Origin of the sequence: Mycobacterium sp. (genome assembly GCF_049683355.1) — a bacterium.
In the GTDB taxonomy this organism is placed as follows: Bacteria; Actinomycetota; Actinomycetes; order Mycobacteriales; family Mycobacteriaceae; genus Mycobacterium.
Map to the genome: position 1 here is coordinate 22,510 of NZ_JBAUJB010000013.1, position 14,865 is coordinate 37,374.

A 14,865-nucleotide genomic window follows, 5' to 3' on the forward strand; every position below is an offset into this window, starting at 1 on the left:
GGATCATGCAAGCCGAACGTTTTCGACCGCTGGTGGAGTCGAAGGGACCCTACGCGTCGGTGTACTACGACGATTCCCACGACAGCGAGGACGCACCCGCCCAGCGGGATCTGAAGTGGCGGGCGATGCGCGAGGAACTCGAGCAGCACGGCGCATCTGGTGAGGTCGTCGAGATCCTGGAGCGGGCTGTCGTGGACAGTCCCCCAGCGGTCGGCCGCAGCGGCAGGGCGCTGATCGCCGGCGCCGACGGGCTGCTGCTCGACGAGGCGCTCATCCGGTCCATGGACACTCCCGTGGTGCGGATGTCGTCATTGCCCTACCTGGTCCCGTTGGTCGAGCACGGTGCACTGCATCCGACCTATGCCGTCGTCGCCGTCGACCACGCCGGTGGGGACGTCGTCGTTCATCGCGACACCAAGGCGTCGGCAGAGACTGTCGATGGCGACGGGTATCCGATCCACAAAGCCGACACCGCTGAGACCGCGGGCTACGGCGACCCTCAGAAGCGCACCATGGAGGCCGGCCGCAAGAACCTGCGCGCGGTCGCCGAGCGGCTGGCGACCCTGGTGGACGACGAGTCGCCGGACCTCATTTTTGTCGTCGGCGAGGTGCAGTCACGCTCTGACCTGGCCGCCACGCTGGAGCAGCGGGTGGCTGAGCGTGTGGTCGAACTGGAGGTCGGCGCACGGCACAGCGGATTCGACGATGCCGACCTCCAGCACGCGATCGCCCAGGAGTTCCTGAACCTCCGGCTCGCTACGATCGACCGAGCAACTCAGCAGTTCTCGCAGGCGATCGGCCAGCGATCCGGGTTGGCCACCCAGGGCTTGCACGGCGTGTGTGCAGCGCTGCGCGCCGGTGCGGTGGAAACACTGATCATCGGAGACGTCGGGGACGCGACCGTCGTGGCCGGCGATGACCTGTCCACGATCGCGCCGAACGCCAACGTGCTGTCAGAACTCGGCGCACCTCCGGACCAGACGCTGCGCGCCGACGAAGCGTTGCCTCTCGCAGGCATCAGGACGGGTGCGACGCTGGTGCGCACCGACGAGCGGATCACGCCCGACGACGGAGTCGCCGCGGTCCTGCGGTACGCGATGCCCTGACGGGGTCTGTCGTCGCGTTAGTGTGCTTTGGTCGGCCTGACGGACAAGCCGATAGAAAAGTTGAGCACATCCATGACCGCAACAGCAGACGCACCGGCGCTCGAGGCGCGGGTCGGCCACTACTACCAGATGGACGACACCTACCTCGTCGGCCGCGAGAAGGTGCGCGAGTACGCCCGCGCGGTGCAGGACTACCACCCCGCGCACTGGGACGTCGCGGCCGCCGCAAACCTGGGGTATTCAGGTCTGGTGGCGCCGCTGACGTTCACTTCGGCTCCCGGTATGTCGTGCAATCGCCAGATGTTCGAGTCGGTGGTCGTCGGTTATGACACCTACTTGCAGACCGAGGAGGTCTTCGAGCAGCACCGCCCGATCGTCGCCGGTGACGAACTCCATGTCGATGTCGAACTGACGTCGGTACGCAGGATCGCCGGCAGGGACATGATCACGGTGACCAACACCTTCACCGACACCGCCGGCGAGCGGGTGCACACCCTGCACACCACCGTCGTCGGCGTCACCGCCGAAGACCTCGATCCCCAGATCAAGAGCGCCGTGCAGAACGCGATGATGCACGACGTGGACTTCTCGGGGATCGGCACGCTCGACACCGAATATCACAAGACGGTGCGCCCCGAAGGCGAGGTCCGGATCGCCGACGGCGGCCTGACCCGCACGCCGGGGACGCCGTCGTTCGACGACGTGAAGGTCGGCGACGAACTGCCGGTGCACCACACCCGGCTGTCCCGCGGTGATCTGGTGAACTACGCCGGTGTCGCCGGCGACGCCAACCCGATCCACTGGGACGAGGACATCGCCAAACTGGCCGGGCTGCCCGACGTCATCGCCCACGGAATGCTGACGATGGGGCTGGGGTCCGGGTTCGTATCCGCGTGGTCGGGAGACCCCGGGGCTGTCACCCGCTACGCGGTGCGCCTGTCGGCACCGGCGATCGTGTCGGCCACCGAAGGCACCGACATCGAGTTCAGCGGCCGGATCAAGTCGCTGGACCCGGCAACGCGCTCCGGCGTCGTCATCGTGGCCGCCAAGTCCGGAAGCCGAAAGATCTTCGGCCTGGCTACGGTACACATCCGCTTCTCCTGATCGGCTCGCCGCAGTTGCTCCACCGGAACGCTTCGGGTCGTCCCACAGTGGGTAGAGACCTGTTGTGATGTGAATCACGACAACCAGGCCCTTCAGCCGACGTGGGGCCGCGACGCTCTCCGGGGAGTGACCGATGCCCACTGATCAGGGTGCTCGAGAAGATCTCGAACGCCACCCACGAGACCCGCACGGCGGCGACGAGGTCGACGAGCGCTCACCGGGTGAGCGCGCGGCTGCCGAGAGCACCTCGACGTTCCGCAGGCGCTGGCTCGGTTTCGGCGGCGGGCTGGTGCTCGCGGTGCTGGTTTATCTGGTGCTGCCCGGCGATCTGGCCCACCCGGCCAAGGTCACCGCCGCCATCGCGGTCCTCATGGGTGTCTGGTGGATGACCGAAGCGATCCCGATCCCGGCCACCGCCCTGCTGCCACTGGTCGCCTTCCCGATTCTGGTCGGCGACGTGAGCGTCTCTGACGTCGGCGCGTACTACGGCAGCGACATCATCTTCCTGTTCATGGGCGGATTCCTCATCGCACTGGCGATGCAGCGGTGGAACCTGCATCGGCGCATCGCGCTGCTGACGGTGCGGGCGATGGGCACCAGCGCCACCCGCGTGATCGCCGGTTTCATGCTCGCCACCGCCTTCCTGAGCATGTGGGTCTCCAACACCGCGACTGCAGTCATGATGGTGCCGATCGGCGTCTCGGTCCTGATGCTGGCCGGCACGGTGTCGGCTCCGCGCACGGACGAGGACCCGGCCGACAACGGATCGGACGAGGGTCTCAGCGAGGGCGCCGACGAGGAGGTCAAGGAACAGGTCAAGCAGTCCAACTTCGGCACGGCGTTGATGTTGGGGATCGCCTACGCCGCGTCGGTCGGTTCCCTCGCCACGATCATCGGGACACCGCCGAACACGCTGCTGGTCGGCTACCTGCAGGACGAGCACGACATCAACATCAGCTTTGGCCAGTGGATGTTGCTCGGGCTCCCACTCGCCTCGGTCCTGTTGGTGATCACCTGGGTGTTGTTGACCAAGTTCGTGTTCAAACCCGAGATCGATGAACTACCCGGAGGCAAGCAGCTGTTCAACACCGAGCTGGCCAAGCTCGGCAAGCCCTCGGCCGGTGAGCAGCGCGTGGCGATCATCTTCGCGTTGGCAGCCATCAGTTGGATCTCGTTTCCGCTGATCTGGGAGGATCCGCCGATCTCCGACGCCGGCATCGCGATCGCTGCCGGGGTGCTGCTGTTCATCCTGCCGGCCGGCGCGAAACTGGGTGTGCGACTGCTGGACTGGTCCACCGCCGTGCAACTCCCCTGGGGTGTGCTGCTGCTGTTCGGCGGCGGCCTGGCGCTGTCCTCACAGTTCAGCAACTCGGGACTCACCGAGTGGATCGGCACCCAGGCAGAGACCCTGCAGGGGCTGTCGATCCTGCTGTTGGTGGGCATCATCACGACGGCGGTGATCTTCCTGACCGAGCTGACGAGCAACACCGCCACCGCGGCGACGTTCCTACCGGTGATCGGCGGCGTGGCCATCGGCATCGGTGCGGATCCGCTGCTGCTGACGATCCCGGTCGCGCTGGCGGCCACGTCGGCGTTCATGTTGCCGGTCGCCACCCCGCCCAACGCGATCGTCTTCGGCACCGGCTATGTCAACATCGGCAGCATGGTCAAGGGCGGGATCTGGCTGAACCTCATTGCGATCCTGCTCATCAGCGTGGCCACCACGACGCTCGCGGTGTGGGTCTTCGACATCGCGACCTGACGGTCAGTCGCTGTCCGACCACCGGAACACGGCGAGACAGCCGATGAGGCCGACGACGCTCCACGCGACGAGCACCAGGAAGATCCGCCAATGTTCCCAACTACCGGCTGGTTCGAATGCGACCATCTCCGGCGGCAGGAGCACTGACCGGAAACCCTGCGCAATCCACTTGACCGGGAACACCGAGCCGACGATCAACATCCACGTCGGCAGGACCATCAGCGGCACGTACGTCCCCGACAGGAACTGTAGGCCCACTGCGGGACCGTTGGTGATGACGGCGGCCGACACCGCGTTGCCGGCGACGTTGCTGATGAAGATGCCCAGCAGCGAACAGCTGACGATGCCCAGAATGAACACCCACGTCAGCGTGAACCATTCGAAAGTGTCAGCCGGCAGACGAAGTTCGAAGACGAACCCTCCGACCAGCAGCAGGATGACGGCCTCGGCGAGGCTGACGATGCCGACCAACATGATCTTGCCGATGAAGTACGCCGATGCGGGGGTCGGCGTTCCGCGTAGTCGTCGCAGGGCACCGGTGTCACGGTCCACCGCGATGCTGATGCCCAGGTTGATGAACGACGTCGACAGGATCCCGTAGGCGAGCATGCTCGCCGCGATCACGGTGCCGGTACTGATATCACTGCCGGGGAGTTCGGCGGTGAAGATCGAACCCAGCAGCAACGTGATCACCGCCGGCATGGAGAACGTCAGCGCCACCTGCTCTGGCCGGCGGTAGAACATCTTCAGTTCGGGGATCACCCGCGACAATCCGATGTGCACGGAAGACGGCACCGCGGGGCGCGAATTACCGGCCCGGTGGCGCGGCACCGAGTCTTTGTCGGTGGGTGCGACGGACATCACGCCAGTCCGATCAGATGCAGGTATGCATCTTCCAGCGTCGGCCGGGTGACGGTCAGGTGGGCCAGTTCTGCGCCGTCGATGCTTCGCTGTCGGATCAGTTCGGTCGGGAACTCCGTGTGCTCCACCCGGATCTCGTCCCCCTCCATCCACTGAACCGTCGCGGCCGAGTCCACGTGCGCTGTCAGCCGTGCCGGGGAGTCGACAGCCACCACCCTGCCGTCTGCGATGACCGCGACCCGGTCTGCCAGCGCGGCGGCTTCCTCCAGGTAGTGCGTTGTCAGCAGAATGGTCGTGCCGTCAGCGGCCAGAAGCCGGATGAGATCCCAGAATTGGCGCCTGGCCTCGGGGTCGAAACCGGTCGTCGGTTCGTCCAGGAACAACAGCTCGGGCATGCCGATGATGCCGAGAGCAACGTCGAGTCGGCGGCGTTGGCCGCCGGAGAGCGCCCGCACCTTGGAGTCGGACACCGCTGCGAGCCCGACGAGCTCGAGCACTTCCCCGGGAACCCGGGCGGCGCCGTAACAGCTGGTGAACATCCGGACCGTCTCGCGCACCGTGAGCATGCCGGCGTCACTGACCTCCTGCAGCACGATGCCGATTCGGCCGCGCCAGCTTCGTCCCGCAGTTCCCGGATCCTCGCCGAGCACCCGGACCTCTCCGGAGTCGCGTTTCCGGTTTCCTTCGAGGATCTCGATGGTCGTGGTCTTGCCCGCACCGTTCGGGCCGAGAATCGCGAAGATCTCGCCGTAGCCCACCTCGAGATCGAGATTCCGCACCGCGGGTGAGGATCCGTAGGACTTCGACAACGCGCGCACCTGCACCGCGGGCGTCACGGGTGCGCGCCGCCCGTCTCCGGCTCGGAGGCATCGGCCTCGAGCTCGGCGAGCAGCTCACGCAGCTCGGCGTCCGACATTTCGTCGAGTAGCCGTTCCACGTCCTCACTGTCCCCGGGTTGGGCGGGCGATGGGTCGGCTTCGGATGCTGGGGCGTCGCCGTGAATCGACTGGAGTTCGGCCAGTATTCGGTCCGACAATGAGTTGACGCTGACGCCTCGAAGGATCTCGAGCACCGGGAGATCGATCGAGAACAGCGAATTGACACGCACCCGGAAGTCCATCGCCATCATGGAATCCAGGCCGATGTCGTCCAGCATGTCGCCGGGCTCGATGTCGGTGACGGCGCAGTCGAAGACGGCGGCAACGACGCGCCTGACATGCTCCGCGATCACTGCCAACCTGTCGGGCTCAGGCGTGCCCGCGAGAAGGTCCAGCAGCGACGATTCGGAATCGGCGCCCTCAGCGGGTGTTTCGGCCGTCCCGAGTTCGGAGAACATCATCGGTAGCCGTCCGCCCATTCCGGCGTGACGCGCCCGGCCCCAGTCGGCGGTGATGGCGACGGCGTTTGGCACCTTCTGGTTGATGAGCCGGTCGAGGATCTTTGCGCCCACGGCGGGGGTGATCAGCTCGATCCCACGCTGTGCGTAGAGCTTCTCCAGCTTCAGGTCTTCGACCATGCCCACCGACCATGGACCCCACCCGATGGTGAGCGCAGGCAGGCCCTGCGACTGCCGGTAGTGCGCGAAGCTGTCGAGAAAGGCGTTGGCAGCGGCGTAGTTCCCCTGGCCAGGGGCCGCGACAGTCGACCCCACCGACCCGAACATCACAAAGAACTCCAGGCGGTGGTCTCGGAAGGTCTCGTGCAGCGCGCGGGTTCCGGCGACCTTGGGGGCCATCACCTTGGCGAAGTCGTCTTCGCTCATGTTGACGAGGAGTTGGTCGGCGACCGATCCCGCGGTGTGGATGATTCCGCGGACGGGCCGTCCAGCGTCTCGGGTGTGGTCGCCCAGCCAGGCTCGCAACTGCTCGGCATCGGTGACATCGACGCCGGCGGTGCTGACGTGGGCACCGCGGCGTTCGACCGCGCGGATGGCGGCGATCGTCGCGTAGTGCGTGTCGTCTTCGGTGAGCTCCGACCATCGGTCCCTCGGCGGGAGGGTGCTGCGGCTCATCAACGTGATGTGCCGTGCTCCGTGGTCGGCGAGGTAGCCGGCGACGACGCGGCCGAGCGCACCTGTCCCGCCGGTGACGACATAGGTCGCCTCGGCGGTGAGTTTGGTGGGGAAGGGCCGGGTCAGGTTGCTGCACGGTCGCAGGCGCGGGACAAAGGTGGTGCTGCCGCGGATCGCGATCTGATCTTCGGATCCGTCGCCGAGGAGTTGCTCGCAGATCCGCGCGGCAGTGTCAGAGGGGTCGGTGCGTGCGTCGGTGCCCGTTTCGATGCTGACGTCGATCAATCCGCCCCAGTGTTCCGCGAACTCCTGGTGTCCGATGACACGACCGAGACCCCAGATGGCGGCCTGATCCGGTTCGGGCAGTGCCGTTCCGGGGGCAGGCTGCGCGTTGGCAGTCACCAGGAACAGTCGGGGTTTGCCCGCGCGGCCCTCAGCCAGAGCCTTGACGAGGCGGACGACGGTGAAGACACCGAGATGCCGTTGCGTGTCATCGGCGAGTTCAGGCATGTCCAGCGGCCAGCAGTCAACGACGCCGGAGAGGCCACCATCAGCGCCGAGGTGCGTCTCGAGCAACCGGCCGAGCTGTTCGGGATCCTCGGGGTTCACCACGTAGCCACCATCGCCGGAGGTGAGAGTTTCGACGGGGTGGTGGACCACGGTGTGGACGCGGTGGCCCCGCCCCCGCAGGTTCTCCGCGACGGCGTCGCCGACACCGGACCCGTCGACCAGGACCAGCCAGGGTGGGTCTACGATCGTGTCCTCGTGCTCAGCGGGTGCGTCTGCCTCGTCGCCGTCGGGTTTCTCGATCCATTGGAGTTCGTACAGTCCCTTGTCGATTCGGTCCGGAGACATGCGGGAGGATTCGCGCAGCGACCGCACCGCGAAGCCGTCGAACACGGCGAGGGTGTCCCCCAGGCGATCGGCGATCGTGATGTCGCTCTCGACCTCTTCCTTGGTCGCCGAGACGACACGGACGGACACAGTCATGTGGTCCTGGGGTGAACCGTAGACGGCGCTGTGCCGGATCCGGGCGGGAAGGTAGGGGTCATCGCCGGCACCTTGCCCGGAAAACGGTGCGCCGAAAAGTGTTTGGAAGGCCCCGTCGATGATGGCGGGGTGGAACCGGTACTGGTGGAGTTCGTCGGCGATCTGTGACGGCACGGCGAGTTCGGCGACAGCCCAGTCCTCCCCTGCGGTCACACTCCGCACGGTTCGGAACGCTTCCCCGTAGTCGAAACCGATGGCCCGGGTGAGAGCATAGAAGTCTACCTCCCCGATCGAGGTGACCTGCTCGGCATGTTCGCCGGGGTGGTCGCTATCGGGTGGCGGCGCGAGGGTGTTGAGTTCCGCGGTGGCCGTGATCGTCCACTTGAGGTCGCCGTCGGCGGTGGCTGTGAACGCGGCGAACTCCAGTGTGCCGTCGTTTTGGTTGAGGGTGGTCCGCAGAATGGGATCACAGGTGTCGTCGAGGATGACGGCACGGTGCAGCACCAGGTTGTCCACGCTGTGGTTCGACCCGTAGGTTTCCTCGGCAGCGGCCAGGGCCATCTCGATGTACACCGACCCGGGCACCACAACGCTGCCCTGCACCTGGTGATCGGCAAGGAATGTGTTGAGGACCGTGCTGATCTCGGCTTCCCAAGTGGGGTGGACGCCGTTCACGGACTGTCCCAGAAGGGGATGTACGGCGTTGTAGAACAGCGCCTCTGTCGCTTCGTCGGTCTCGTTCCAGAAGCGCTTCGTCTGCCAGGGATAGCCGGGGAGTTTCAGGAGTCGTCCCGCGCCCCGGGGCTGCACCGCATCCCATGAGACATCGTGGCCCTGGCAGTGCAGCGCGCCGACACAGCTCAGCAGTGTGCGGCTGTCGTCGTCGCCGCGTCGCTGGGACGGCGTGACCGACACCCGCTGCGTCCCGGCGGTTTCGAAGATCGATGCCGCCAGCACGGGGTGGGGGCCGAGCTCGACGAAACGGGTGTGGCCGTCATCGATCATCCGGCGGATCGCCGGCTCGAACAGAACGGTGGCGCGGGTGTTCTGCCACCAGTAGGCGGCGCCGTCGGCGTACCCGTCCAGCTGTTCACCGGTGACGGTCGAGTACAGCGGAATGGCGGCCGCCTTCGACGACAATCCGTCGAACGCGCTGAGCAGATCCTCCTTGACCGACTCCATGTAGTGCGTGTGATACGGCACCTCCCCGGCCAGATACCGGTTGAAGACCCCGGCATCGTCCAGTTGCCGGACGATGTCGTCGAGGACGTCGCGATCGCCGGCGACGGTGACTGCCGACGGGCTGTTGATCGCAGCCACCGAGACTCGCCGACCGAACTCGTCGAGCGTCTTCGTGTCGACCACCTGCATCAGGGATTCGGCGTCGAGACCGACGGCGAGCATGCGACCCAGCCCACTTGTCCGTTGCTGGAGCCGGCTCCGGTGGTAGACCACATGGATCGCCTGCTCGAACGTGAGCAGCCCGGCAATATGGTGCGCAGCCACTTCACCGGCGCTGTGGCCGATCACGGCATCCGGGGTGATCCCGAAATGCGCGAGTTGCTCAGCCAACGCGATCTGCACGGCGAAGTTCGCCGGTTGCGCGATCTCCGTTTCCGCCATGCGAGACGAGGTCTCGTCGCGCCGCAGTTCGTCGATCAGCGACCAGCCCGTGTAGCGGGACAACTCCCGGTCGCTTCGCACGATGCTGTCGGTGAACACGGGGAGCACGTCGAGCAACCCGCGGCACATCCGCCACCACTGCGGTCCCATCCCGGTACAGACGAAGGCCAGCGGGGAAGGACTCGACTCGGCGCGGCCGGTGAAGACCTGTCCGCCGTCGGCGAGTGCTCGAAGTTGTTCCTGCACTTCGGCGATGCTGTCGGCTATGAGGATGTTGCGATGGCTCAGATGCGCGCGCCGCTGGCCGAGGGTGTAGCCAAGGTCCGGCAGGGACACCTCGGGGTGGTTGTGCAGGTGCTCGGCCAACCGCCCTGCGGTCGCGACCAGCGCCTCCTCGCTGCGGGCCGAGATCGGCAGGACCGCCAGCGGAAGCGCGGTGGAATCGTCTGGGGCGCTGGGATTCACAGGCGCCGGCGGCTCGGCGAGCACCACATGGGCGTTGGTGCCGCCGAATCCGAACGAGTTGACCCCCGCGACACGGCGCTCGCAGTCGGGGAACGCCCTTCCTGCACCGGGCACGTCGATCTTCAGATCAGCGAGCGAGACGTGACGGGTGGGGGTGCGCAGATGCAGGTTCGCCGGGATGTATCCGTGTTTGAGGACCAACGCCGCCTTGATCAGTCCGGCCACGCCGGCGCCGGCCTCGAGGTGGCCGATGTTGGTCTTGACAGATCCGATCAGGAGCGGGTTGTCGCCCGGCCGATCTGACGTCAGCGCATTCGCCAGTGCCCGCATCTCGATGGGGTCACCGACAGGTGTTCCGGTGCCGTGCGCCTCGACGTACCCGACCTCGGCGGGCCCGACGCCCGCTCGCCGCAGAGCGGTTCTGATCGTCGCTTCCTGGGCTTCCTCGCTGGGCACGGTGATGCCGTCGGTGTGGCCGTCCTGCGACACCGCTGTGCCGAGGATCTGTGCGTAGATCTCGTCACCGTCGTCGAGGGCCCGTTGCAGGGGCTTGATGATGACGATGGCGCCGCCTTCGCCGCGGGCATAGCCGTCCGCGGAGTCATCGAAGGCCTTCGACCGTCCTTCAGGGCTCAGGAAGCCGCTCTTGGATTCGGCGATCGCAGTGTTGGGGCCGGCCATGATGTTGACCCCGCCGGCCAGGGCCATATGGCTTTCGCCGTTCCAGATGCTCTGTGCCGCAAGGTGCACCGCGACGAGCGAACTGGAACACGCCGTGTCGATCGACATGCTGGGTCCGCGAAGGTCGAAAGCGTAGGACAGCCGGTTCGCCAGCATCGTCATCATCATCCCGGTGGCGGAATGGGACTTGAACCGGTAGCGACTGGTGCGGCCCTGATTCTGCAACAGCTGGTAATCCAGCGTGAAACCACCGACGAAGACCCCGACATCGGTGCCCGCCACGGTGTCGGCGGGGATTCCCGCGTCCTCCAGCGCCTCCCAGGTGGCCTGCAGCAGGAGACGCTGCTGCGGGTCCAGTGAGTGCGCCTCTCGCGGGGACATCCCGAAGAACTGCGGATCGAACTGGTCGATCTCACTGAGGAATCCGCCTCGGCGGGTGACCATCTTGCCGATCTTGGCCGGATTCGGGTCGTGGTACCGCGCGGCGTTCCAGCGTGTCTCTGGTACGACGCAGGTGGCGTCGGTCTCGGTGCGCAGCAACTCCCAGAACCGCTCCGCGGAGTCGGCACCGCCCGGGAATCGGCAGCCGATACCGACGATCGCCAACGGTTCGTGGGTGCTGTCTTCAGTAAGCATGCTCATCCTCTGGCCTCACGGCCCCGCAGAACTCGTCCCAAGGCGGCGGTCAACTCGACTGGAGCGCCGGTGCGGCGGTGACGATCCAGCCGTCGCTGACGGGGTTGGTCGCCTGCTCACGGCGGTAGATGGTCCGCAGCTCGCGTAGCAGCGCATCACGCTGCCAGGCCTGCATCTGCCGCATCACGTCGTCGTCTCCGAACATCGAGGACTTCTCCGCGAGGACGGTCTCGACGAGTTGACCTGCCAACTGGTGCAGCAACCGGGCGTTGGTATCGAACCGCTCGGCGAAGTTCGGTGCCGGCTCGACCATCGCCTCGTGCAGCGAAACCATGAAGTTCAGCGGCGCGTATAGGTCCAGGAAGGGGACCGAGGAGGTGCTGCGCTCCACGGTCGCCCATTCGCGGAAGAATCGTTGCACCCGATTGCTCAGGGCGATCAACCCCTCCAGCTGCGGTACGAAGTCGGGGTCGTCGGCGACACGGACGAACCGATCGTTCCTGTAGAGCAGGCCGACGAACCCCCAGTAGAAGGCGATGTCCCAGACGACCTTGGCCGACATCACGTTCGGCGTGCCCATCAGGATGTACTGATCCTGATAGATCGCCAGCCACATGTCGGTCAGCGATCGGAAGAGGGTGTCGCTGATCTTCGCCCGCGCGACGACGTTCTCGCCGTCGAGTTCCCGGGTGATCATGTCGGTGATCAAGCCGTTGCCGATCGCCACCAGATCCAGCCCCGACGAGTACAGCGGATCCAGGAACACACCGGCGTCGCCGGTGAGACACCAGCGGTCGGCAGCGTCGAAGATCTTGGTCACGCCGTGGCTGTACTTCTTCATGACACGGAAGTCGCGGATGAGCTCGTCGTTCTCGGCGAGGACCGCGGCGCACTGCGGTTCGTGCTCACCAAGCCAGGCCATGGCTTTGCTCAGCGTGTTGTAGTCGTCGAATGCGTGGAATGCCGGGTCGGCGACGATGCCGACGCTGGTGGCGCCGGAGGCCAGCCGGATCAGCCACACCCAGTAGCCCTCGCCCATCAGGTGATTCGTCGACATCGCGCGGTCACCCTCGACGAGGCGATTGTGGAACGCCGGGTCCTCGCTCCATCGATTGACGTCGATTTCCGTGGCGACACGTAACCACACTGCGTTGCAATGGTGTTCGTTGGTGTGCTTGAGATCGAGTTGCCGGGGCAGCACCCGATTGCGCCCCGATGCGTCGACCACCCAACGTGCTGTCGCCTCGGAAACTTTCTCGCCATTCTGAAAGGCAATCCGGTGCGGAATATTTGCGGCGCCGAATTCCACCGACCGGACTCGGCCGCAAGCGATGTCGACATTTTTTGAAATGCACCGGCGGTGCAATTCGTTTTCCAGCCGGCCGCGATCGATCTGGTAAGTGACCAACGGCACGAATGTGGAACCTCCGAGCTCCATTCGCTGCGAAATGTCGGTGTTTCCGTTGTGTGAGAAAAACATCCGCAGACCCATCTTACGAATGTGTGACGTGCTCAGGTGATCGCCCAGACCGAGGCGATCCCGTAGGTAAAGCGCGGACACTTCAACGGTGGATTCACCGACGGTGTGGGTGACTTCGGGCACCGGGTAGGCGACCGGTTCGATGATCTGAACTCGCGTTTCGGGTCGCCGACCGAGAATCTCCAACGCCAGGGTGAGCGCCGCGATGCCGCCGCCCACTATGGCGACATCGTGATCTGCCGCGGGAGCGTCGGATTCTGACGACAGTTGACTCCTGATTCTCCGCGCCAGCGCTTGTCGCGCCTCGGCATCCAGGTGCGAAAGCTGCGCTTGCCTGTCCACGCATTTCCCCTTCTCGTGATGGGCTGAAGGAGTGTCCCAGCGTGGGCAACGTTACACGCGGTAAGGGCCTTGCCAGCGACGAAAGAAGCGTTCTGCGGGGTCGGCCGACAAGTCGGATGCATGTTCACGAGGTGTTGTTCACGTCCCGATGGCGTCCGTAGACGAATTCGAAAACGGGTGATGCCATCAGCGTCGTGACAATGGCCACCAACACCAGAATGGTGAAAAGCGTCGGGGTGATGATGCCCGCTTCGAGTCCGATATTGAGCAGTATGAGTTCGATCAATCCGCGGGCATTCATCAATGAGCCCAGTGCGACGGATTCACGCAACGACACCTTGCTGAGACGGGCAGCAACTGCGCATGCAACTCCTTTTCCTGCGATGGCGACGACGAGTACACCGAACGTCACCGCCCACAGCGTCGGCGTGTTCACCAGACCGATCTGGGTGTTGAGACCCGAGTAGACGAAGAACAGCGGCAGCAGAAAGGTGGTGGTGAGTGGCTCCAGAGTGCCGGTGAGGCGTTCGGCGAAGAAGCCGGACGGCATCGCCACACCCAGGATGAACGCACCGAATATCGCGTAGATGCCGATGGTGTCGGTGACCCAGGCACACGCCATGAGCAGGATCAGGACGGTGCTCAACACCGGTGTGGTGATGGTCTGTCGGTCCTCTGAGACCCTGCCGAGCACGCGTAACGCCCGCCGCCCGACCGTCAGGAGCAGCACGCTGTAGAGAACGCCGCCGACGATCGCGACGACGGCCAGGGCGGGACTGCCCCCGTGGACCGCCAGCACCACCGCCAGGATGCACCAGGAGATGGCGTCGGAGGTGGCGCCGCACGCCAAGGCGAGCGTGCCCAGAGTCGTTCCGGAAAGCCCTTTTTCGAAGATGATCCTGGCGAGCATGGGAAATGCGGTGGTCGCGATGGCCGCACCGAGGAACATCATCGCCATGCCGACGTTGACATCCGCGCCGAAGAAGCCGCCGCCGAGCAGTGGTACGGCGAGCAGCGCCCCGAGGATCAGCGGAACGATGGTGCCCGCCGCGGAGACTGCCACCGCGGTGCCGGCCCGCTGTCTGACGTGGTTGACGTCGAAGTTGAGCCCGATGATGAACATGTAGAGCACCAGGCCGATCTGCGCCGTGGTGTAGAGAACGGTGTTCGCCGTACCCGACGGGAACAACGCGTCTTGAATGCCGGGTGCGATCCGGCCGAACAACGACGGGCCGAGGACGACGCCGGCGATCATCTCCCCGACGACCTGCGGCTGTCCGAGGCGTTGCGCGACCAGGCCCGCGAGTCGGCACGCCGCGAGGATGACGGTCAGTTGCAGGAAGAAGTGAATCGCGGTCTCGGCAGGCATCGGTCAGGTCTTACTTGTCGCGTAGCAACTGGTCGAAGACCACCGTGGCCCGGAATCCGCACAGCACCAGGATGTGCAGGACGAACAGCCACAGCGCCAGGGCGGTGACGGCGCCGATGATGGGCAGGCCCCCGAACGGCGCCGACCACGGGATCGGGATCGCCAGGAACAGCACGAACCCCTGCAGAAACCCCGCCACGATGGCGCCCGTGCTGAATGCGCCCGGCACCAACGCGCGCCATCCGATTCGACCCGGCCCGATGACCCCGAAGACACCGAGCAGCGCGGTCGAGACGGCGAGCCAGACTACGTGGAACGCGACCACCACACCCCACACCAGCGACCAGCCCCCGCGGCCGAAGAGCGGACCGATGTAGGGCGCCGACATCAGCACCGCGAGTACCAGGAACGGCGCCACCGCCGCGACGACGAGCA

General features: G+C 65.6%; 8 protein-coding genes and 1 pseudogene. 3 read left to right on the forward strand and 6 right to left on the reverse strand.

The annotated features are described in order from the left end of the window. Positions 1-5: 5 nt before the first annotated feature. The 3 genes from WA944_RS00585 to WA944_RS00595 all read left to right on the forward strand — a co-directional run bounded on the left by WA944_RS00585 (position 6) and on the right by WA944_RS00595 (position 3,972). Positions 6-1,106 carry an Rv2629 family ribosome hibernation factor gene (locus WA944_RS00585; RefSeq protein ID WP_526646085.1) on the forward strand — a complete coding sequence of 367 codons (1,101 nt, stop codon included), beginning with the start codon at positions 6-8 and terminating at the stop codon, positions 1,104-1,106. A gap of 72 nt (positions 1,107-1,178) precedes the next feature. Next, positions 1,179-2,210: a fused (3R)-hydroxyacyl-ACP dehydratase subunits HadA/HadB gene (locus WA944_RS00590; protein ID WP_526609224.1), complete on the forward strand. Its 1,032-nt coding sequence runs from the start codon at positions 1,179-1,181 to the stop codon at positions 2,208-2,210. Between the two features lie 133 nt (positions 2,211-2,343). Then, on the forward strand, positions 2,344-3,972 hold the full coding sequence (locus tag WA944_RS00595) for an SLC13 family permease (RefSeq protein WP_526373592.1): 1,629 nt from the start codon (positions 2,344-2,346) through the stop codon (positions 3,970-3,972). Positions 3,973-3,975: 3 nt separating this feature from the next. Here WA944_RS00595 and WA944_RS00600 read toward each other — a convergent pair whose 3' ends face one another. The 6 genes and pseudogenes from WA944_RS00600 to WA944_RS00625 form a co-directional block, all read right to left on the reverse strand. Continuing rightward, positions 3,976-4,833 carry an ABC transporter permease gene (locus WA944_RS00600; RefSeq protein ID WP_526373590.1) on the reverse strand — a complete coding sequence of 286 codons (858 nt, stop codon included), beginning with the start codon at positions 4,831-4,833 and terminating at the stop codon, positions 3,976-3,978. Next, positions 4,833-5,669, reverse strand: coding sequence for an ABC transporter ATP-binding protein (locus tag WA944_RS00605; protein WP_526373588.1), 837 nt, complete (start codon positions 5,667-5,669; stop codon positions 4,833-4,835). Before WA944_RS00605 ends, WA944_RS00600 begins: the two co-directional genes overlap by 1 nt. Continuing rightward, positions 5,666-11,239, reverse strand: coding sequence for a type I polyketide synthase (locus WA944_RS00610; protein ID WP_526373586.1), 5,574 nt, complete (start codon positions 11,237-11,239; stop codon positions 5,666-5,668). The genes WA944_RS00605 and WA944_RS00610 overlap by 4 nt, the downstream gene beginning before the upstream one ends. A gap of 49 nt (positions 11,240-11,288) precedes the next feature. Then, positions 11,289-13,061 (reverse strand): NAD(P)/FAD-dependent oxidoreductase, encoded by a 1,773-nt coding sequence (locus WA944_RS00615; protein ID WP_526646087.1) that lies wholly within the window; start codon positions 13,059-13,061, stop codon positions 11,289-11,291. A gap of 124 nt (positions 13,062-13,185) precedes the next feature. Then, positions 13,186-14,430, reverse strand: a complete 1,245-nt coding sequence (locus tag WA944_RS00620) for a cation:proton antiporter domain-containing protein (protein WP_526373584.1) — start codon at positions 14,428-14,430, stop codon at positions 13,186-13,188. Positions 14,431-14,440: 10 nt separating this feature from the next. After that, positions 14,441-14,865 (reverse strand): annotated as a pseudogene (locus WA944_RS00625) (YhjD/YihY/BrkB family envelope integrity protein); the annotation flags it as partial.